Here is a 23,357-nt window from a genome sequence, read left to right as displayed (position 1 = left end):
GGCATTTCGACATTTGAAAATTCTAAACATAAGAAACGTCCACCGAACTTTAAAACACGAAAAGCTTCTTTAAGGGCTTGATCAATATGAGGAACATTGCGAATTCCAAAAGCAATCGTGTAAGCGTCAAAGCTTTGATCTTCAAAGGGCAAATGCTCTGCATTGGCTTGAACAAAATCAATCAGAGGGGCAAGACCATTTTTTTCTGCACGTTGTTTGCCAATGCTGAGCATAGAGCCATTAATATCAAGCACCGTAGCATGAGCTTTTTGGCGTGAAGCATTAAGGATGCGAAAAGCAATATCACCTGTACCACCAGCGACATCAAGAACTTTCCAATGAGAAAGCGCTGGTGGAGAAAGCCATGCAACCATAGAATTTTTCCACACACGGTGTAGTCCTAAGGATAAGATATCATTCATCTTGTCATAATTTTCAGCAACAGAATGAAACACACCATCCACCATGGATTGCTTTTGTGTTTCATCAACTCTTGTAAAACCAAAAAAGTGTTCCATACCCCCTTTGGCTCCTACACGTTCTGTTTCAGTTGCCATATACATGACCTTCCTTATTTTTCTTTTATCGTAAATGAAATAGAAAGGTAATGTTCAAATACGAAAAAATAACGTATAAAACTGTGACGTTTATACAGCTAAAAACAAAAGAATACCTTTAGATATCAAGATTGGCAACGCTTAAGGCATTATCTTGAATAAAAATACGTCTAGGTTCAACTTCATCACCCATGAGACGAGAAAAGAGTGAATCTGCATCGGTTGCATCATTAATTTTCACTTGTAAAAGAGAACGCGCATTGGGATCAAGGGTTGTTTCCCAAAGCTGTTCAGCATTCATTTCCCCAAGACCTTTATAGCGTTGAAGAGTAATACCCTTTTTACCATTTGTAAAAATGCTCTCTAAGAGGCTCATAGGTCCAAAAATTCGCTCTGTTTTATCTTTGCGACGTAAAAGAAGAGGAGGATGGTATACGTCGCTAAAATTTTGGGAAATTCGATCAATTTGACGTGCATCTGCTGAGTTTATAAGCCCTGCATCAAGCGTGATAACATCTTTAACGCCACGCAAAATACGCTCAAAACATAAACTTCCATCTTCTATATATTGTCCACTCCACCCCTGTTCCATATCATCAGCAATAAGATTGAGGCGGTGTGCAATAGCTTCTGCTATTTTTTGCGCTTTTTCTTGTATTGCAAAGGCTTCAGGGCTAAAAGCACCAACAATAGCTGCTTGCTCAACAATATTGCGGTCATAACGGGTATGAAGACCATTTAAAAGCTGACGGAATACACGGGCATCTTTAGCGAGTTGATATAAATCAGCCCCTGCACGAACTTCTCCCGTTGAAAGCTCAAGTGTTGTTTCTTCTAGTCCCGTATCCATCAAGAATTCTTCAAAGGCTGCTTCATTTTTAATATATTGAGAAGATTTTCCACGCGATACTTTATAAAGAGGTGGCTTGAGCAATATAAAGATGTCCGCGTTCAATCAATTCGGGCATTTGCCTAAAAAAGAAAGTGAGCAGCAGAGTGCGTATATGGGCTCCGTCAACGTCAGCATCTGTCATGATAATAATCTTGTGATAGCGTAATTTATCGGGTGAAAATTCATCTTTACCGATAGACGTTCCAAGAGCTGTAATCAGTGTTCCGATCATATCAGATGAAAGCATGCGGTCGAAGCGTGCTCGTTCAACATTGAGGATTTTACCGCGGAGAGGTAAAATTGCTTGATTTTGACGTGAGCGCCCACTTTTTGCTGAACCACCTGCCGAGTCTCCTTCGACAATAAAGATTTCTGATTTTGTAGGGTCACGCTCTTGGCAGTCGGCAAGTTTTCCTGGCAGAGAAGTGATATCAAGCGCTCCTTTTCGCCTTGTGAGTTCACGTGCTTTGCGTGCTGCTTCGCGTGCTGTTGCAGCTTCCACTACTTTACTAATAAGAAGCTTTGCTTCATTAGGATGTTCTTCCAGCCATATCGAAAGACCTTCATTGACTAAATTTTCAACAATAGGGCGCACTTCAGAAGAAACCAATTTGTCCTTTGTTTGTGAAGAAAATTTAGGATCAGGAACTTTGACAGAAAGAATAGCTGTTAATCCTTCACGGCAATCATCACCGGTTAAATTCACTTTTTCTTTTTTGGCAATCCCTGAAGATTCAGCATAACCATTAATTTGGCGTGTAAGAGCACTTCTAAAACCAATTAAATGCGTTCCACCATCACGCTGAGGAATATTATTGGTAAAACACAAAACCTTTTCATGGTAGGAATCATTCCACCATAGAGCAACATCAACACTCATACCATCTTTTTCATTTGCAATGTAAATAGGCGTGTCTAGGAGCGCTTTTTTTGATTGATCAATATATTTAACAAACTCTACTAATCCGCCTTCATAATGCAACTCAACGGATTTAATGTCAGCATGACGCTCGTCAACAAGAAGAATATGAACCCCAGAATTTAGAAAGGCCAATTCCCGTAAACGACGCTCTAAAGTTTCAAAATCAAACTCAACCATAGTAAAGGTTTCAGAGCTTGGTAAAAATCTAATTTCTGTTCCACTTTCTTGATCACAATCGCCAACGACTTTTAGTGGCGCATCGGCCACCCCATGGGTAAATGATATTTCATGAATTTTACCATTTCGTCTGATTTGTAATTTAAGCCAAACAGAGAGTGCATTCACAACAGAGACACCAACACCGTGCAATCCACCTGAAACTTTATAAGAGTTTTGATCAAATTTTCCGCCGGCATGAAGCTGTGTCATGATAACTTCAGCAGCAGAAATGCCCTCTGTTGGATGAATATCTGTTGGAATTCCACGTCCATTATCACGAACAGAACAAGAACCATCAGCATGGAGTGTGACGTTTACAAGAGTTGCATGACCAGCTAGAGCTTCATCGATAGCATTGTCTACAACTTCATAGACCATATGATGTAACCCTGATCCATCATCAGTATCACCGATATACATACCAGGACGTTTGCGTACAGCATCAAGACCTTTGAGAACTTTAATAGAAGCGGCGCCATAGTCATCGCCTTGTGTCGGTGAGGTTATTTCATCACTCATAAGTTAGTCCATTTCTGTGTTCAATTTACAATATTTTATTTGCTTTTTTAAAGCTCAATGTTCTGATCAGTTATTTATGGAATAACCACATTAAACATTTATCGTATATCAGTTCTAGATTCAATATCTGTCGATATATAATGAAAAGAATGATGAAATGATATGGCACCATATATACAGTAAAATACCGTCATTGAGGACAATAATATAAGACAAGTAAGCACCTCTTTGATATATTTAAGTATTTTTATAGTGCGTGGTAAATATTCAGGGTAGGGCTTGAAAGCCTTCAGTTTAAGTGAATCACATGAATGGGAAGACTAAAGGAATTAAAAGCGTCATTTATCGAGAAAAGCCGATTGTTTACAGAATAACCTTGGGAGGAATCCTTTTTTTTTAAACTTTGGGGACGAGATCAATTACGTTTTACGTGAACTTTAAACGTAAATTTTAAAATTATGTGAAGAGTGATATTATTATCTATTTTTGCATATGCGTAATATTTCAAAATGAGTTGTGCATCTTTATGTTACGCTAACGAAGCTTTTACTTTCTTACCTATAAATCAATATTCAATTCTAATGAAGTTAATATTACGCGTTCTCTAAGTTGCTTAAATTTTTGTATGTTAAACTGAGGTAAGAATATTGTGTATATTTGTTTGCGTTATTCCTGTCCATGAAAATCACATCTCTCATTCAAAATAAAACGCCATTTTGCGTCTTATTCGCGCACTTTTTTAAGAAGCATTTTCAATGTATTTTAAAAATATATGAAAATTTTTAACAGTTTTAGAAAAGTGCAAGGGTTTTATGGATTAAGCGAAAGATATTTTGGTGAAGTGCGTTAGATAATAATTAAGCAGAGTTTCGTCTTAATTTTGAAAAATGGGGGAGAAGTTTTGAAAATAAGAAAACCTATACATGTAAAACATCTTCAGTGGTGTTTACGGTATTTTTTACTCAATAATCTATACAATATTTTTATTCGTATTTTATTTGTAGCAGGAGGATTTCTATTTTCCTCTTACGCGGAAGCTGAAATAGCTGGAAAGCTGCCTTCTTTTTTTAATTCACATGAACATTTGATACAACCTGATACCAAGGGTATTATTCGTTTGCGTTTTGTAACAACTTTTGATTTTCCTCCTTTTAATTTTCTTGATCAAACGGGGCATCTTGCAGGTTATAATATCGATTTATTGCGCGCTATTTGCTCAAAATTAAAATTAGAAAAATTTTGTGAAGTAGAAGTTATTCCTTGGAACGAGCTTGTGGAGCATGTCAAAAATGGTGGTGCAGAAGTCATTATTGCTGGTTTAAAGGAAACAAGTGAAACCCAGCAAGATCTTGTCTTTACAAAGTCATATTTGCGCTTTCCAGCGCGATTTTTTGCTTCTCGAAAGTTAAATCTCGATGAACCAATAAGCAATCAATTAGTCCATTTAACCAGTGGTGTTTTGTCTAAAAGTGTTCACGAAAAGCTCTTTCATTATTATTTTCCTAAAGCCCAATGGCAAGGGTTTAAAGAGAGAGAAGAGCTCTATAAAGCCTTACAGGAGCATAAAATTGATCTTATTTTTGATGATGGATTTGCTTTATCGTTATGGGCCCAAAATCAAAAATCTGTTGATTGCTGCCATTTTGTTGGAGGAGTATATATGGCACCACAGTTATTGGGGCAAGGAATGCAGCTTGCTGTTGCAAAAAAGAACGAAAGATTGATTGATATCCTCAATTATGCACTCAAAGCTCTGGAAGAGGATGGTAAACTTACAGAGCTTTATTTGCGTTATTTTCCAATAAGTTTTTACTGATGAACAGTTTTTTAGTTTTTTTAGTTAAGAGCTGTTAATCTTTCCGTACCGAGTCGATAGGAGATGGCTTCCGCGAGATGATGACGTGAAAGATTATCGGCTCCATCAAGATCAGCAATTGTGCGCGCAACTTTGAGAATGCGGTGATAAGCACGTGCAGAAAGGTGCATTTTTTCACTCACATCTCGTAAGAGTATGGCGGCATTTTTATCAGGAATGGCAATTTGTTCTATAATTTTAGCAGGGCAATCGCCATTGGTTCGGATATGGTTAAACCCTAGTTTTGCAAAACGTTTGGCTTGAATGGCACGACACCGTGCGACGCGTTTTGCGACATCACAGCTTTTTTCTGATTGCTCTGGTTGTATAAGGTCCATCGCTGTCAAAGCAGGAACATCAATCCGTAAATCAATTCGATCGAGAAGTGGACCAGAAATACGGGATTGATAATCGATTTGACAACGTATTCCTTTAGCACAAACATGGCCTTTTTCACCTGCCATACCACATCGGCAAGGATTCATTGCAGCAATGAGTTGGAAGCGAGCAGGATAGCTGATATGGTGATTAGCCCTAGCGATAACCGATTCTCCACTTTCTAAAGGTTGACGAAGAGAATCAAGAACCTGCGGAGAAAATTCAGGCAATTCATCAAGAAATAATACGCCATTATGGGCAAGTGAAACTTCTCCCGGTCGTCCTTTAAGCCCCCCACCAATCATTGCAGCCATAGAAGCAGAATGATGTGGAGCACGAAAGGGGCAATGAAGTGAAATGGTATTATGAATTGTTTCTCCTGTAATAGAAGCAATCAGAGAAACATCTAAAAGTTCACGACTATCAAGAAGGGGTAAAATAGAAGGTAAGCGTTGCGCTAACATAGATTTTCCAGCACCAGGAGGACCGACAAACAAAAGGTTATGGCGTCCACCAGCACAAACTTCTAAGGCACGTTTGGCTGTTTTCTGTCCTTTGATTTCGCAAAGATCTGGAAATTCAGTTTCGATAGTATATTGGCGCGGTTGTGGACGTTTTTGAATTTGGGTTCCTTTAAAATGATTGACGATAGTGAGAAGAGTCTCTGGGGCAAGAATATTTATTTCTGCATTTGCCCATGCTGCTTCAGGTCCACATTGAAAGGGACAAATCAGTCCTTTGTCGAGTGACACTGCTGTCATAGCAGCGGGTAAAACACCATTAACAGCGCTCAGTGAACCATCCAGTGACAATTCACCTAAAATGACATAGTCTTGCGCTACTTCAGGAGGGAGGATTCCCATAGCGAGCATTAAGCCTATGGCAATCGGCAAATCATAATGTGATCCCTCTTTAGGTAAATCAGCTGGTGCGAGATTAATTGTAATTCGTTTGGTTGGCAGAGAAAGCCCACAAGCATGAAGGGCAGCTTTTACACGTTCACGGCTTTCTGCAACTGCCTTATCAGCTAATCCAACGATAGCCATTCCTATTTTACCGGAAGAAATCATAACCTGTACATCGACAGGAACTGCTTCTAGACCCCGAAAAGCAACAGTTGTAATCCGTGCTATCATTTATCTCCCCCCCCTTTAGACTTTGGAGAGACAATCATATCTACGCATAAAAATCAAGAAGCATCTCTATGGTTTTTTTAATGGATAGATCTATATACGTACGCAGGTTTTTATAGCGTTCTCATGGCAAGTTATTTATACGAATTTAACCATGATAATATGGAGCGTAATAAAACATTTATAATAAGCTAAATTAATATGTTAAGAAAAAGGAATGAGGCTGTTTGTGTGATACAACAGGGAAGAATTTTGTGAAGATATGAGGGGAGGATGACGTTATGTATCGCAGAGTGTTATTTGATGTGATAAAACGTATAAAGTGTGCAAAGTAGTTATATTTACCTTTTTTATTTTATATTATTTAAAGTGTAGTAGATACAAAGTGTATTAAAGGTATCTGATTTATGGTATGCCAGATAAGAGTTTTTTTAAAATCAGGAACTGTGCGCTGTGTATTTATAAGCTTGTGTTTTGCTTTTTCTTTTCCACAGCCACTTGCTGCATTTGATTTTTTCGGCATCCCTTTTTTGGGTCAAAAGAAAACAAATTCTTCTTCACATTATGTCAAAAGTACAGAGAGATTTTATAAAGTTGATATTATTACACCACCAGGAGCACCATTAGAAGGTATAAAAATAGTTAAATCTGTCTCTTCTCTCTTTGCTGATAAAGAGAAAGCATCTGCGAGTTCATCTGGTTTGTTAGCCAAAGCGCGTTCAGATTATCGGGCTATTCTTTCTGCTCTTTATGCTGATGGGCGTTACGGTGGTGTTATTAGTATTAAGATTAATGGCTTAGAAGCTGCTGATTTAAGTCCAGTAACGCAACTTCCAGCACAATCCAATATCGTTATTACGATTAATGCTGGTCCACAATATATTTTTAGCCTTGCAAATATTGATAAAATAGCTCCTTATGAAAAACGTAAAGCGCATAAAATGCCCACAATTGAAGAATTGGGGTATAAAGTTGGAGCGATTGCTAAATCTGAAACCATTTTAAAAGCAGAAAAATGGGCGGTAGAAGGGTGGCGTCAACAAGGTTATGCTAAAGCTAAAATTATAAAAAGTGATATCGTAGCTGACCATGCTGCATTGCGTGTTGAAGGACGGATTGTTGTTGATCCTAGACAAAAGGCTTATTATGGTCCTTTAAGTGTACGTAATATAAGTAAGCCCCCCCGTGTAAATTCAGCTTATATTGCATGGATGACTGGATTGAAGCGAGGTCAGAAATACGATTCCGATGCGTTAGCTAAGGCAAATGAGCGTCTTGCGCGCCTTGGCGTTTTTCGTGCTATCAATATACGTGAGGCTGATACCATTAACCCAGATGGCAGTTTACCGCTTATGCTTGTCGTACAAGAACGCAAACCGCGTCGTTTCGGTATAGGTGGCAGTTATTCAACATTAGATGGTGCTGGTTTTGAAGCTTATTGGATGCATAACAATCTTTTTGGCCACGCAGAAGTTCTGAAACTTGAAACAAAAGTGAGTGGTGTTGGCAGCAACAAAAAAAAATCATATAATTTCAAAAATTTTGATTATCTTTTCGGTGGTACGTTTATAAAACCTGGTGTCCTCACGCCTGATACAGATCTCAGATCAGAATTAAAAATACAGCAAGATGTTTTAGAAAATTATACAACAAAAGCTATAAAAGGGAAATTAGGCATTAGGCATATTTTCAATAGTAATTTATCGGGACAGACTGCTGTAGAAATTTCAAATAGTTACTCACGTGATATTTATTTTGGGAATCGTAATTTTACAACAATTGGTTTCCCTACCGGTTTGATTTACGATAGTCGTAATAATAAGTTCAATGCAACAAAAGGGTTATATGGTGAAGTTCTGATTGAGCCTTTTTATGAAATGCGGTTTAACAATTTTGTGACAAAAATAACGGCAGAAGGTCGGTCTTATTGGGCGCTAGATGAAGGGAATCGTTTTGTTTTTGCGGCACGGGCAAAGATTGGTACGATTCTTGGGAATGAAACAGCACAAGTTCCTGCGGATACGCTCTTTTTTGCTGGTGGTGGTGGATCTGTTCGTGGTTATGCTTACCGTAATATTGGTGTCAAAGTAGAAAATGATGCAGTCGTTGGTGGACGAGCGCTTATTGAAGGTGCGGCAGAATTGCGTGTTTCTTTAAATGATAAAATAGGATTTGTCAGTTTTCTTGATGGAGGTATTGTAGGGGAGAAAGCTAAATTTGATTTTTCTCAAAAAATTAAATGGGGAGCTGGTATAGGAGGTCGTTATATGACGGGTCTTGGTCCTTTACGCGTTGATTTAGCCTTTCCTTTAAAGAGAGAGCAGGGTGATCCTCGCATTGGTTTTTATGTGGGTATAGGACAAGCATTTTAATGAAAAAAAGTGTACGTTTATCAGCTTTCTTCTTTGTGTTTTTGTTTTTTGGGGTAGGTAGTTTTGTTTTTGCGCAGAGAGAAGGCCGTCTTCCCTCTAACGAAGAGACAACAGATGATCGTTCATGGTTTGTTTCTTTAATTGAACGCAAGCTTTCAGCGCCTAATCGTCAAGTTCGTTTATACAATATACAAGGGGCACTGTCTTCTCAAACATCAATTGATGCTATTACTGTCAGTGATAAAAAGGGGGTCTGGCTTAAAATTACACATGCTAAAATGGATTGGAATCGTCTAGCGTTGCTAAGAGGGCGGATAGATATTAATCAACTTTCGGCAGAACAGGTTACGTTTTTACGCAAACCGCAAGGAAACTCTTCCCTTGTTTCCTCCCTTGAGATGGGTAAATTTTCTCTCCCAAAATTGCCATTTGCTCTTTCTATCAATATGCTTACAGCGCGACATGTGACGTTTGAACAGAATCTTTTTGGTTTTCCTGCTGATATGTCCTTAAAAGGCAATGTCACTTTGGCGAGTGGTAATTTTGATGTTGATATAGCAGCGCATCGTTTAGATGCACCGGGTTCTTTTTCTGTTCTTACCAAGATATCTGAGAGCGCTCGTACAGCTCAAATTGATATCTCTGCTGATGAACCACAAAATGGTATTTTGGCGAATGTTTTTAACATTGAAAAACGCCCAGCATTAAACTTCGTCATTGGAGGTAAAGGGACTTTTGATGATCTGGTTATCAAACTTTCTTTAGAAGCCGATCATCATTCTGTTTTAGATGGTAATATTATTCTTGCAAGTGTTTCAGAAGGATACAATTTTTCTACGAAACTAGAGGGTATACTGAATCCTTTAATGCCTTCTCAATATCATGACATTTTTAAATCTGGTATAACATTAAAAGCAGAGGCAAAGAGGACAAGAGAAGGTGTGACACATCTTGATCAGATGGTACTTCAGAGTAAAGAAATAAATGTTTTAGCCAATGCTGAAATAACAGCCGATGGATTTTTGCGGCGGCTTTTTGTCGATGGCAAAATGGCTTTTGATAATGAAAAGGATTCTGTTCATTTACCTGTATCAAAAACGCCAAAACCTGCGAATACTCTTGCTTTGAACATTGATTATGGCCGCGAAGGGCAACAATCTTGGAATGGGCGGTTGGTTGTACATCATTTGAGCAATAAAAATATTTATATTCGTGATGCAGTTTTTGATATGGGAGGAGTAAGCGAAAATCTTGATAATGCAGCTTCTCGTCATGTTGGTGTTCAGGTTAATGGAACGCTTCAAGGAATAAAAAAGATTAAAGGAGCCTTAGTAGAAGATTTAAGCCAAGCGGTTCATGTGCATTTAGATACGGATATTGTTTCGAATAAACCAATTGTGATTCATGACTTTAGTGTTACAGCTCAGGGTTTTTCTTCTTGGTTAAAAGGAACAATGGAGTATTTTGTTGTCAAAGGCGATCTTGGTTTAAAGGCTCAAACATTAACTCCTTTGGAAATATTCAGTAAACAACCGCTCTCTGGTAGTGCAGATATTAAAGCCAAAGGAACGGTCAGTTTATTGAGTGGCACTTTTGATCTGAAATTATCAGGAATGGCTGACGATATGAAAATAGGCGTGCAACCTATTGATCGTTTATTCAAAGGAAATATCACTCTTTCAGGTGGCGCTGCTCGAAATACGAATGGCTTCACGTTACGTCATTTGAATTTGAAAAATCAATACACCAATGTAAAAGCTGATGGTTATTTTTCAAATGAAAGCGCTAAAATGGATTTGTCTGCTCAGATATTTGATTTGGCCAAATTAGATCCGAAGATAAGCGGTGCACTTACAATTCAAGGGACAGTAAGAGGACGCAATAGCTATATAAAATTAAATACAAGTGCTCATATTTCTGAAGCGTTAGTTGTTGGGAAGAAACTTCAAAACACAACACTTAACATAAAGGCACTTATGGATAATACAGCACCGATTACTTCGTTAACGGGGAGTGTAAAAGGTGAAGGAATTTTTGCTCATAAACCTCTGCATTTATCTGCTTCTTTTCAAAATTCTCAGAAAATGAGAAAACTTGAAAATATCGATATTAAAGGGGGAAATGCAAAAATAACGGGTGATCTTTCTCAACAACTTGGAGGTTTTTTAAAGGGAGCGTTGCATATTGATGCCGATGATATTTCAGTACTTTCAGCGTTATTTTTGCAAGATGGGGGTGGAAAAGTAAAAGGAGATTTTATTTTTGATGAACAAAATGGCAAACAAATAGCCAATGTGAAGGCGCATGTTAACCATTTGAATTTTGCTAAGAATAAAATAAAAAAATTAGCCATAGATGCTGATATATTTGATCCTTTTGGCATGACTCAGTTTGAAGGCGTTATCAATGCTGAACATGTTCAAACACCTTTGATAATGGTCAATCATTTAAATGCGCACGCCAATAGAAATAATGGACAAACGGTTTTTACTGTTCAAGCGATGTTGCATGATACTCTCAAGGCTCATCTTTCTGGTCGTGTAACGGCTGTGGAACTTCCAGAAGGCATAAAAAGAGAAGTGCAAATTGCAGCCATGGATTTAAATCAACACAATCTTCATGCAACATTGCCAAAACCATCGATAATTATTTTTGATAAAGATGGAATGGCCATTAATGAATTAGGAATTGCAATAAATGGCGGTAAAATTACCCTTGCAGGGAATATTCAAGATACTCTGAATTTGCGACTTACTGCGGATGCTCTTCCTGCTACTTTAGCCAATCTGTGGAAATCCGATCTTGGAGCAGAAGGGCGTGTGACAGGACAGGTTATGATTCGTGGGCATTTTAAAAAACCTGATATAACCTACGATATAAAAGGTGAGGGACTGACAACTGTTGCTCTCCAAGATAAAAAAATTATGCCTTTTTCGCTTTCTGCTACGGGGAAAACCTTAGATCAAAATCTTACTTTGAATGCAAGTTTAACAGGAGAAGGAGCACAAGCACAAGCTCAGGGGCTTGTATCTTTAGACAAAGACAAGCTTGATCTCCATATTAATTTACAAAGTTTATCTGCACGTTTGGCAAATAGTATTATTGCAGGACAAGCTTTTGATGGGACCTTGATAGGCAAAGTTGATGTTGGTGGGACAATGAAAGATCCATCTGCTCATTTTGAGCTTTCTAGTCAAAGTTTAAGCGCTATGACACCTAAAGGACCGATGTCGATCAATATAAATGCTCGTGGTTCTTATAAAAAATCGACATTTTACATTGAAAATATAATAGCAACAGGAGATAAAGGATTAGATCTTTCCATCCATGGTCCTGTTTCTCTTAATGGTTCAGAGGCAAAATTAAACGTTAAAGGGATAATGCCTCTTGATTTTGTTAATCTCTTATTGGCTAAGCGTGGTGCAAATATAACAGGTACAGCAAGACTTGATACAGCACTTAATGGTGCGTTATCAAAGCCACAATTGACAGGAAATATTTCTATAGGCGATGGTAGCTTTTTTGATTCAAAAACCAATGTAGGATTGAATAATATAACGCTTGAAGGCAAATTAAATGGCAATCATCTTCTTATAGAGAAAGCTTCAGCTTTTTCGTTTGAAGGGGGAAGAGTTTCTGCTTCAGGTCGTATCTCTCATGATCTAGAGACAGATTTGATCTTTCATCTTGATAATGCCAATTATAATGATGGCTCTATGATTCTTGCAACATTGTCAGGTGAGATGAAAATGACAGGTCATTTTTTGAGTGATCTTGTTATAGGTGGTGATATCACCGTTGAAAAAGCTGAAATTCTTGTTCCTGATCATTTTAAAAATGCTAAGTTTCTTGATGTTAGAAATAAGAATTTAACAACACCAATTCAAACAACACTTGAACGTGCTGATCTTAAGAGCACAAATAAAAGCCCGAATGTCACAGAAGAATCGTCATCTGTTGTGCTATCAAATATGCGTATTACAGCACGTAATCAATTTTTTGTACGCGGAAAAGGGTTAGATGCTGAACTGGGAGGACGTATTCATCTAGCGGGTCCATTAAATGATGTGCATCCAGTTGGTGAATTTAGAATGATTCGTGGACGTTTTGATATTCTTTCACAACGTCTTAATTTTGATCAAGGACAAGCGAGTTTTAGCGGTAATCTTAATCCCACGGTTTATTTTGTCACCAACAATAACAGTGGTGACATTCGCGTCACTGTAACCGTAAGTGGCACGATTGATAATCTTGATATTAATTTTTCTTCACAACCGAATTTACCTCAGGATGAGATTTTGGCACGTTTGATTTTTAATCGCTCTCTTAATGAACTATCGCCATTTCAGATTGCTCAACTTGCGGCAGCAGCCGCTGATCTTGCGGGGGCTTCTAATACATCTTTGTTGAACACTTTACGAGCTAAAATTGGTCTTGATGATCTTGATGTTATCGTTAATGAAAAGGGTAATACAGGCTTACGTATTGGACGCTACATACACAATAACATTTATTTAGGTTTTGAAGCAGGGTCTGATGGAACGACAAAAGGGACAATTAATTTGGATATTTCGCGTCATCTCAAAGCGAAAGGTTCCATAGGAAATGAACAAAATTCTAGTATTGGTCTCTTTTATGAAAGAGATTACTAAAGTTTAAAAAACGATTTCTTTATTTTTTATCTCTCATTTCTAAAGTTGAGGAAGGAAGCTTAGACTAGGAATAGACTCAAAGGAGAAGTGTTTTATTGCGATGTGAAGAGAACGATCTAAAATATCTGATTTTTTGTTTATGACATTCTCTAAAGAGACAAAATTTCGCGAAAGACAGTATGTTATTTTGCTGTTGTATACTTATTTTAGAAAAATACCTTACCTTATAACACTTCCACCCCCATTTCACGACGGTGTATAGTATAACGATAAAGCCATTAAGCATCCCCATCTTTAAGCTTAATATAAAGAGCAAGTCGGCACCATCATTCTATTTTCCAGCTTGTAGGTGTTGTGATAGCCTTTGGCACTTAAAACGGTTCATTATAGGCAATTTGACCCTTTCTTATACAATTTTTACTCACACGCCATCTCTGCTTGTGATGTGCAAGCAAATGATTTTGATTGATTCAACATACTCAGGTTTGAAACGAGGGAATCTTACGCTATTCGAGTCTCTCATTCAACATGCGAAACAGTAAATTATCTTTATAAACAATATGTTGCCATTGTTAAAATTAATTGCATTCAATAAAATAGCGGATAAAGTTTTTAATTTTCATTTAAATTCAAGAAGTTTTTTCTTAATAAACCGTAAACTCTTTGCTAATCTTTGATTGAAGGAATACTTTTCCTTGGTAACGTTTTTGTTCTACAAATAGAATGTTAGCTTCCATCCATTTTTTATTTTAAATTTTATTTAAAGTCTTAGAAATTAGGGTGTGTGTTTTTTGAACTGAATATTATGAAGTTTTTTATAAAACCCATGTTCTTTTGCGAGTAATTCTTTCTGAGTCCCTTGTTCAATCAATTGTCCATTTTGTATAACTACAATTTTATGAGCACGAGCAATCGCTGAAAGGCGATGAGCAATAACGATCGTTGTGCGCCCTTTGGTAAGGTGATGAAGTGCTTCATTGATTTGTGCTTCGGTGTGTGAATCGAGCGCGCTTGTTGCTTCATCAAGAATCAAAATTTCATTGTCGTGAATCATTGCTCTAGCAATAGCGAGTCGTTGTTTTTGTCCCCCTGAAAGATTACAGCCATTATCACCTATCTGTGTATCATAACCATTTGGCAAATTCATAATAAAATCATGAGCATTTGCTGCTTTTGCTGCTTCGATAATTTCGTCATCACGAGCGCCTTCTTTTCCAAGCCCAATATTATATTTAACGGTTCCTTGAAAGAGAAAAGTATCTTGCCCTACATAGGCTATCAGGTTTCTCAGAGAACGAAAAGTTGTGTAGCGAATGTCTTGATCATTAATCAATATGCGTCCTTTTGTGGGGTCATAGAGGCGCATAATAAGATTGATAAGGGTTGACTTTCCTGAACCAGATGGCCCCACCAATGCTGTTATTTTTCCGGCTTCTATTTCTAGATTGATGTCTTTCAATACCATTTTGTTATCAGTATATGCAAAAGAAACATGTTCGAAACGAATAGCTCCTTGCGTTTTATTCAGATCTTTAGCTTCTTTATGTTCTATAACTGTAAGGGGACGATCAAGTATTTCAAACATCGTACGGATATTGACCAAACCAGATTCAATTTTGACACGGACATTTGCTAGTCTTTTTGCGGGGTCATAAGCTAAAAGTAAAGCAACAATAAAGGACATAAATTCACCTTGAACACCTGCGCGTTGGGTTGCAAGGTAACCGGAAAAACAAATAATACCTGCAATGGCAACACCTGTGAGTGTTTCCATAATCGGATTGGTGATAGCTTCAAGTGTTGCAATATTATTTGTTTGTTTTTCAACATCACAAATGGCTTTGTCCATCCTTTTTTTCATGACTTCTTCTAGTGAAAAAGCCTTGATGACTCGAATACCAACAGCTGTTTCCTGCACGATTTTGATAATTTCACCAAGTGAAAGAAGTTCTTTTTCCATAAGGCGACGGACACGTTTTAAAGCCATTCGAACACCTAAAAAAGCCAGTGGTCCTACGATTAAAGTAATGGAGATTAACACAAAGTTTTGAATGAACATGACAAGCAACAGACCACTAACGGAAAGCAAATCACGTACAAAAGTTGTGATAATCGTATCAATGATATTACGCACGGCTGTCGCATTATGGGTTACGCGAACAAGCAGATCAGATGACGTGTTATTATGATAAAAAGAGACACCTTGTTCCATAAGGCGCGCATAAATTTTGCGCTGTTGTTCAGCAATGATACTGTTGCCTGCTTTGCTTAAAAAGTAAGTTTGGGCAAAAGTTGCAATCCCTTTAAGAATAAAGATAAAAGCAATGAAGCTAGAAATCAAAACGATCATAGAAAAATTCTGCGCATCAACAATATAATTAACAACATCACGCATAATCCACGCACTGATTGCAGTTGTGCAGGAAATGATGATCATTGAGATAATAGCTGCACTGTACCAACGCGCATGTTTATGAAAATTTTCTCGCAAAAGGCGGATAATAAGATGTTTATCAAAAGAGGAAAGTTGTTTTTTTGCCATGCAGTGCTTCTATATTTTCTTGCAGTTTTATGCAAGATTGAAGGGCCCTTAATTAAAAAGCCCCTTAATCTTTTTTACAAAAAGAATTTTCTTCTCTCAATGCACGTCATATTTTTTCATGCGACGGTGCCTCGTATTAAAGTAAAATCCTCCATAAATGGTCTGTGCACCACTATTTCATTTATATAAGACGTGGATACTATCATTCTATTGGCATTCCCATATTGCAACTGTCCCTTAGTCTTTTGTCAAGATTTATAAGAGGATGATGATTTTTTTCTAAGCATATAATTCCTCTCTCACTTAGACACACAAGCGAATATTTTTGTTTGATTTCATATTGAGAAGATTTAAAATAAGAGAGAGCTGAAATGAAAGAGCTCTACGATATTGAGGACTCTTGTTCAACATGAAAAACAATGAATATCTTTATAAATCAGTACATTGTCATTGCAAGCAACAGATGAGGACGATAGTGCTAACGGGCATCATTATTTTACGGTTTTGGAAGTTTACGCCAACACCATAAATTCTTTTATCAGTTTTCATAGTGTTATAGCTTTTGGTATTTGAAATGGTTCACAAAAAACATTTTTACTTTTTTAATATTTTATACATTATCTCTGTTTGTGATGTACAAGCGAATGATTTTTTGCTGAATTCTATAAATATCTATAAATAAAAGAGTCGAAATGGGAAGATCTTACGATGTTCGCACTCTCTCATTTAACGTCCAATAATACGTACAATAATGCATTTTTCTTATGAATCGAAAAAGCATTATTTAAGCTCTTAAAAGGGTCATACAGATTTATAAAAATTTAAAAGCACCACAAAACGCACTGTGGCACTTCTAAACGATACCTGTCTGCTCATTTTGATGAGTTGCACACAGATATTATTCCAATGAAAAACTATTTAGGCGCTATCACCATCATTATTTGCCGCCCTTCAAGTTTTGGTTCCAATTCAATCTTGGCAATTTCACTTGTATCTTCTTTCACACGCTTAAGAAGCCTTAATCCAAGATCTTGGTGAGCCATCTCACGACCACGAAAACGCAAAGTAATCTTTACTTTATCACCATGATCAATGAAGCGATGAATAGCTTTGAGCTTGACACCATAATCATGGATATCAACATTTGGGCGCATCTTAATTTCTTTGATTTCGATGACCTTTTGTTTTTTACGTGTTTCAGCAGCTTTTTTTTGAGTTTGATATTTTAATTTGCCCAAATCAATGATTTTACATACAGGTGGCTCTGCATTTGGTACAATTTCAACCAAATCAAGCCCAGCTTCTGCCGCCATAGCAAGAGCCTCTTGTATTGCAACAACCCCCTGATGTTGTCCTTCATCATTAATAAGCTGAACATGAGGTACCCGAATATCCTGATTTGAACGTGGTCCGTCTTTTTGGGTAGGTGTCATTTTAAACGGTTTACGAATGGTTTATGCTCCTTAATTTTGATTCAACTACAGTTAATTTAATATACAATTATGCACATAAAAACAACCATAATTCGTGTCTTTTTCATTATTTAATTTGTTACTTTTTTAAGTGATTTGGATTATAAAAGTTTTTCCCTTAATTTAAAGAAATTGTTTTACGGAGGAAAGAATCATGAATCAAAATATTCCTTGCCAGTTTTTTTCGTTTGAGGACACTGCTCTTGCAGTACGCTTTCGCAAAGGTCTCCATTCTCCAGGTTTGGTTTGGCTTCCTGGCTATCTATCCGATATGTTAGGGGATAAGGCGGTGTTCGTTGATAGTTTTGCCCAGAAGAATGATTTGTCCTGCTTACGTTTTGATTACTCTGGGAATGGAGAATCAGGGGGTGATTTTTTTCAAGGAACGATTTCACGTTGGGTGAGAGAAAGTTTAGCGGTTTTTGAAACCTATTGTGAGGGGCCGCAAATTTTGGTTGGTTCCTCTATGGGGGGATGGATTGCTTTAAGGCTTGCTACGTTGTTAGCGCAGAAAAATAAGAAGCTTGCTGGTATGATATTGATTGCTCCAGCGCCTGATTTTACAAAAACATTGATAGAATCAGGGTTAGGTGTGAAGAAGTGGAAAATTTTGGAAGAAACGGCGCATATTGAACGATCTGAAATTAGTTATACGGAGCCTGTTCCTTTTACAAAAGCATTTATTGAAGATGGACGCGAAAATTGTGTCATGAAAGGATGTATTGATGTTGGCTGTCCAATTCATATTCTACAAGGGATGGAAGATGTGGAGATACCCTATCAGCATACATTGACTTTACTTGATCATTTGCCTCTCCATGACGTAACATTAACACTTGTTCGTGATGCAGATCATCGTTTTTCTCGTCCACAAGATTTAGATTGCCTTGAAACAGCCTTGAGATCTTTGATTAATCAGATTAATGCAAAATAAAGGAGCCATTTATTGATAATGAAGATAAATATATGAGCATTTCTGAAAAGCATTTTATTTTTTCTGATCGCGCTATTCCTGTACGAGTGCGGGAAAATGGGTATGCGCGCCGTCTTACTTTACGTATTGATACCAGAAAACAGGAAATTTGTGTCACAAAACCACCAGCGATAAATCCCTATGCGGTTGAAAGTTTTATTGAAAAACATCGGTCTTGGATTGAGGCACGTCTTGCTCGTGTACAAATTTCTCATAAAAGTGCTTATCTCAAAGAGGGGGCGACAATTCCCTTATTGGGTGTTTCTCATACCATAAAGCATAGAGAAGGACGTGGGGTAACAGAAATTATTACAGCAGATGCGGAGCAAGGGCCTGAAATTATTGTTTATGGTCAATTAGAATATCTTCCAAGACGCATTGCTGACGTTTTAAAAAAACAAGCAGCACTTATTATAACGCCTTTAGTGGCACATTATGCTCATCAGGTAGAGCGTAAAGTCAAGTCCATTTGTTATAAAGATACGAGAAGTCGTTGGGGGTCCTGTTCAATCGATAAGCGTCTTTCTTTTTCTTGGCGCCTTATTATGGCACCAAAAGAAGTTGTTGAGTATGTTGTTGCCCATGAAGTTGCTCATCTTGTTGAAATGAATCATGGGCCAAGATTTTGGGCTCTTTGTGAGAAACTTTGCCCTGATAGCAAAACATATCGTGCTTGGTTGAAAGAAAATGCTCCCAGACTGCATGCCATTAATTTTGATTCATATAAATTATAGGTGTAAAAAACTTGCAAATGAAAGCAATATTTAGCGGGAACTTTTTGTTGAGTATTTCGTTGTGTGTGTGCTTTGTCATGTATGGTGAGGAAGCCATTGAAGCTCTCAGCACGATTGTCCTCCCCTGCTTGGTTTGCTGAGTGTCTTCAATGTTTTTGCTTTATCTTTTTTGTTATTCAGCGTAATGATTTTAAGTTTCGCTGATTTATAAAAAATGGGGAGTTTTTTATGCCTGTTCTTACAAATCCACTTCAACTATTGCAGGCACTTATTCGTTGTCCTTCTGTTACACCTCATGAAGCAGGGGCATTATCAACTTTGGAACAATTTTTAAAAAAAATGGGATTTCACGTCGAGCGCCCCATTTTTACGGATAAAAATACCAATAATGTTGAAAATCTTTATGCAAAAATGGGAAGCGAAGGACCCCATCTTATGTTTGCGGGGCATACGGATGTTGTACCGCCAGGCGCATTGGAAGATTGGACTTATCCACCTTTTGAAGCTGTTATAGATCAGGGGAGATTATATGGGCGGGGTGCTGTTGATATGAAAGGTGGTATCGCTTGTTTTATTGCGGCTCTAGCGCGAGTTCTTGAGAAACGGTCTATTAAAGGAAGGATAAGCCTTTTAATTACTGGTGATGAGGAGGGACCTGCTGTTAATGGTACGGTAAAACTTCTCAAGTGGGCAGAAAAAAAAGGCGAAAAATGGACTGCGGCTCTTGTGGGAGAACCAACCAGCGTAAAGACTGTTGGTGATATTATCAAAATTGGTCGCCGCGGATCAATTTCTGGTATCATTACCGTGAAAGGTCGCCAAGGTCATGTTGCTTTTCCAGAACGGGCTGCCAATCCTTTGCCTTTAGCAAGTAAGCTTATTCAAGCATTAACACAAACTGTTTTAGATAAAGGGACAGAGAATTTTCAACCCAGTAATTTAGAGCTAACAACCATTGATACCGGTAATTTGGCGGTCAATATTATTCCAGCGCAGACAACGATTCGTTTTAATATACGCTACAATGATCTTTGGACAAAAGAAACATTGATGGGAGAAATTGAAAAGCGTCTTGCTTTGGTGCAAGAAAAAAATAATAGTGATCACTATCCCTCTTATCAGCTTGAATGGATTCCAAGTTTAGGGGATGTTTTTTTGACCAAAAATGATAAACTTATTCAAGTTTTATCTAATGCTATTAAAAGTGTAACGGGGAGCTTACCGGAATGTTCCACGTCTGGTGGAACTTCAGATGCGCGATTTATTAAGGATTATTGCCCCGTGGTTGAATTTGGCTTACCAGGGCAAACGATGCATATGGTAGATGAATGTGTCGCCCTTGATGCAGTAGAAACGCTCACTGCTATTTATGAGCGTTTTATTGTTGATTTTTTTGTATAAAGAAAGAACTGTTTGGTTTAATAATATCTTTATCTTGTTTTGCCATAAAATTCTTTTGTTGCCGCAAAACATTATCATTGAGGTTTGGTAGTATAAAGTGAGACTTAATTTGTATGAGGGGGTTTTAGGGCACGTGGTGAGCATTTTTAAGTTGGAATTTTTGTTCGTAAAGCCTTTAGTTCAGTGAATCACATCAATGGAAAACTAAGTAAAAGCTGTTTTAAGAAGTAGAGCTGTTTACTGGATCAGATTGGGTTGAGAATACTCGTCCTTTAAGGTGTAGAGAAGAAATTAACGCGCAATTCATGTATGGAAAACAACGCACGTTAATATTACAATTGATGTGATGACAGATTAAAGCCATAAAAACACATAAGAATATGCCGCTTTTCTAAAAATTTTCTACAACGTAAATGTGCTCATTTTCACTATATGTTTTAATATGGTTTTCATGCTCTTATATAAAACAACATAATCATTATATTGTATTCACGTGCTTGTTTTAAAGAAACTTTCTTAATGTGTGTTACCTTCAACGGTGCTTGTGGATAGTGTAATATACAATCTACAGGAAAACACTTTTTGTACGCTTATGAAAAAGAACATTAGATCATCATAGACTTTTTAGCTCAAAATATTACGGTAGCTTTTGGCATTTGAAGCTGTTCATAAAAGCATTTTTACGCCTTTTATAGTTTTTATTCAAAAAATTTCCTACGTTTAAGGGGGGCAAATGAATGGTTGTCATTAATGTATTATAAATAGTTTTGAAATGAAAAAATCTTACGATATTTTAGTCGTGCTTTTGCTATAAAAAATTATAATTGTCATTAAAATCAATGTGTTTTTATAAAAGATTTAGTTTGCAAGTTGGCTGATAATGTGATCAAGAACGATACGTCCTTTGGTTGTCGCTTTTAAGCGTTGGTTATTCACCATTTCTACCAATTCTTGGTGTTGTAAATCGATAAGTTTTTCCATTGGAATGCGTTTGGAGCTTAAGGTTTCATAGCGTGTAAGCTCAAAGCCTTCGCAAAGACGTAACCCCATAATGAGCATTTCATTTGCCTGTTGCTCAGTGGTTAATCGTTCTGTTTCAATACAGCCATGTCCTGCTTTTTCGACCAATTCAAGCCACTGTTCGGGATGTTTTTCATTAATTGTGACATAACGTTCTTGGTTCTCAAGGTGTGATAAAGATGTTTTTGAAAAGGTGGAAGAACAATACGGTATGTTTTCAATAAAACGTCCGTGTGCTCCTGGACCAAAGCCTGCATATTGGTGATAACGCCAATAAAGAAGATTGTGTGCTGATTCCGCACCAGGCATGGCATGGTTTGAGATTTCATAAGCAGGAAGTCCATACAAAGCTGTTATTTCTTGGGTAAGATAATACAGATCTGCTGCTTGCTCTGATGGGGGGAGGATAAGCCTTCCTGCATCATAAAGTCGTTTAAAGGCGGTTCCTTCTTCGATTGTCAATTGATAAAGAGAAAGATGGTCTGCTGCCAAATCAATGGCTTGTACAAGTTCAGATTTCCATTGTTCAAGGGTTTGTTCGGGGCGCGCATAAATGAGATCAAAGGATAAACGTGGAAAAATTTGCCGAGCTAAATCAATGGCGTAAAGAGCTTGTTCCACATTATGGAGTCGGCCAAGTTTGCGCAATGCTTTATCATTGAGCGCTTGTATCCCTAGAGATAAGCGATTAACACCCGCCGCACGGTATCCACGAAAACGTTCTGCTTCCACACTGGATGGATTCGCTTCCAATGTAATTTCAACTTTATCATCAAGTATCCACTTTCTTGCCAGTGCTTGTAAGAGAGCATCAACAGTTTGCGGTTCCATAAGAGAGGGAGTTCCTCCACCAATAAAAATACTTGTAATATGACGTGGGCCTATTTTATGGTACTGCGTTTCTATTTCGCGCTCAAAGGCGGTGACAAAACGTGGTTGATCAACACCATGGATGCGGACATGTGAATTAAAGTCACAATAGGGACATTTAGCTGCACAAAAGGGCCAATGAATATAAATGCCAAAAGGTTCATTCATGAGAATGCCAAAAGGTTTTCTGCCAAAAGTTTAAAAGCGCGTGCGCGATGTGAAAGAGGGAGAATGTCATTGTGTTGCCAGCTGTGTTTTTGCTCTGTTGACATTTCTCCAAAGGTATTTTCATATCCATCTGGTAAAAAAATAGGATCAAAGCCAAAGCCTTTATCTCCCCGTGGAGGCCAAACGAATGTTCCTTCAACGCATCCACGAAAATAGTCTGCGTGGTTATCAGGCCATGCAATACAAATGACGGATATAAAACGGCATTTTCGTTGGCTTTTTTCTCGTGCTCCGATTTTTTGGAGTTCATCTTCTATTTTTTGCATTGCTTTTGGAAAATTACGTGTACCATCGGCTTGAATTGCCCAATCAGCTGTATAAACGCCCGGCGCACCATTCAATGCATCTACCTCTAATCCTGAATCATCAGAGAGAGCAGGAAGTCCCGTCTTTTTTGCTGCTGCAAAAGCTTTAATATAAGCATTTTCTTCAAATGTTGTTCCTGTTTCTTTTGGTTCTGGCAAGCCAAGCTCTTTTGCTGATTGTATGATTAAATTGAAAGGCGCAACCAAAGTGGTGATTTCATGTAATTTGCCGATGTTATGTGTAGCAATAACAAGTTTTTTATCTGCTATGCTTCTCATATAGATTTCTCCAAAAATGAAAGGGGAACTATTT

Annotated in this window: 12 protein-coding genes and 1 pseudogene; 6 read left to right on the top strand and 7 right to left on the bottom strand. The window is 37.6% G+C overall.

Translation table 11 applies throughout. The features are described from left to right. Window positions 1–557, bottom strand: a 557-nt coding sequence (locus BN338_RS04385) for a ubiquinone/menaquinone biosynthesis methyltransferase (RefSeq protein ID WP_039759549.1), incomplete at its 3' end; no start/stop codon positions are given. Between the two features lie 118 nt (window positions 558–675). Continuing rightward, window positions 676–3,109: pseudogene (gyrB, locus tag BN338_RS04380) on the bottom strand (DNA topoisomerase (ATP-hydrolyzing) subunit B). A gap of 901 nt (window positions 3,110–4,010) precedes the next feature. On the opposite strand from gyrB, the gene BN338_RS04375 reads away from it, so the two are divergent. Beyond that, window positions 4,011–4,925 (top strand): transporter substrate-binding domain-containing protein, encoded by a 915-nt coding sequence (locus tag BN338_RS04375; protein ID WP_198003675.1) that lies wholly within the window; start codon window positions 4,011–4,013, stop codon window positions 4,923–4,925. Window positions 4,926–4,945: 20 nt separating this feature from the next. On the opposite strand, the gene BN338_RS04370 is transcribed toward BN338_RS04375, so the two are convergent. Next, window positions 4,946–6,478: a YifB family Mg chelatase-like AAA ATPase gene (locus tag BN338_RS04370; RefSeq protein WP_039759398.1), complete on the bottom strand. Its 1,533-nt coding sequence runs from the start codon at window positions 6,476–6,478 to the stop codon at window positions 4,946–4,948. 404 nt (window positions 6,479–6,882) lie between these two features. Here BN338_RS04370 and BN338_RS04365 point away from each other — a divergent pair, with 404 nt between their 5' ends. Both BN338_RS04365 and BN338_RS04360 read left to right on the top strand, forming a co-directional pair. Beyond that, a complete protein-coding gene (locus tag BN338_RS04365) occupies window positions 6,883–8,847 on the top strand; it encodes an autotransporter assembly complex protein TamA (RefSeq protein ID WP_039759396.1) in 1,965 nt (654 codons plus the stop codon). Next, a complete protein-coding gene (locus BN338_RS04360; protein ID WP_039759394.1) occupies window positions 8,847–13,499 on the top strand; it encodes a translocation/assembly module TamB domain-containing protein in 4,653 nt (1,550 codons plus the stop codon). Before BN338_RS04365 ends, BN338_RS04360 begins: the two co-directional genes overlap by 1 nt. Before the next feature lie 775 nt (window positions 13,500–14,274). On the opposite strand, the gene BN338_RS04355 is transcribed toward BN338_RS04360, so the two are convergent. Beyond that, window positions 14,275–16,041: an ABC transporter ATP-binding protein gene (locus tag BN338_RS04355; RefSeq protein ID WP_039759392.1), complete on the bottom strand. Its 1,767-nt coding sequence runs from the start codon at window positions 16,039–16,041 to the stop codon at window positions 14,275–14,277. 914 nt (window positions 16,042–16,955) lie between these two features. Beyond that, on the bottom strand, window positions 16,956–17,474 hold the full coding sequence (gene infC / locus BN338_RS04350; protein WP_039759391.1) for a translation initiation factor IF-3: 519 nt from the start codon (window positions 17,472–17,474) through the stop codon (window positions 16,956–16,958). Window positions 17,475–17,667: 193 nt separating this feature from the next. On the opposite strand from infC, the gene BN338_RS04345 reads away from it, so the two are divergent. The 3 genes from BN338_RS04345 to dapE all read left to right on the top strand — a co-directional run bounded on the left by BN338_RS04345 (window position 17,668) and on the right by dapE (window position 20,621). Beyond that, window positions 17,668–18,447 (top strand): alpha/beta hydrolase, encoded by a 780-nt coding sequence (locus BN338_RS04345; protein ID WP_039759388.1) that lies wholly within the window; start codon window positions 17,668–17,670, stop codon window positions 18,445–18,447. 32 nt (window positions 18,448–18,479) lie between these two features. Continuing rightward, window positions 18,480–19,220, top strand: a complete 741-nt coding sequence (locus BN338_RS04340; protein ID WP_039759386.1) for a M48 family metallopeptidase — start codon at window positions 18,480–18,482, stop codon at window positions 19,218–19,220. Window positions 19,221–19,448: 228 nt separating this feature from the next. After that, window positions 19,449–20,621: a succinyl-diaminopimelate desuccinylase gene (gene dapE, locus BN338_RS04335; RefSeq protein ID WP_039759384.1), complete on the top strand. Its 1,173-nt coding sequence runs from the start codon at window positions 19,449–19,451 to the stop codon at window positions 20,619–20,621. An 858-nt stretch (window positions 20,622–21,479) separates the two neighbouring features. Here the strand turns inward: dapE and hemW are convergent. Together hemW and rdgB are read right to left on the bottom strand one after the other, a co-directional pair. Then, entirely contained in the window at window positions 21,480–22,679 is a 1,200-nt protein-coding gene (gene hemW, locus BN338_RS04330; protein WP_039759383.1) for a radical SAM family heme chaperone HemW, read from the bottom strand. Then, entirely contained in the window at window positions 22,676–23,323 is a 648-nt protein-coding gene (gene rdgB, locus BN338_RS04325) for an RdgB/HAM1 family non-canonical purine NTP pyrophosphatase (RefSeq protein ID WP_039759381.1), read from the bottom strand. The genes hemW and rdgB overlap by 4 nt, the downstream gene beginning before the upstream one ends. Between the last annotated feature and the right edge of the window lie 34 nt (window positions 23,324–23,357).

The sequence above is a fragment of the Bartonella queenslandensis AUST/NH15 genome (assembly GCF_000312585.1).
GTDB lineage: Bacteria > Pseudomonadota > Alphaproteobacteria > Rhizobiales > Rhizobiaceae > Bartonella > Bartonella queenslandensis_A.
The sequence above is the reverse complement of the archived record's forward strand: the minus strand, read 5'-3'. Positions and strand labels throughout refer to the sequence as shown.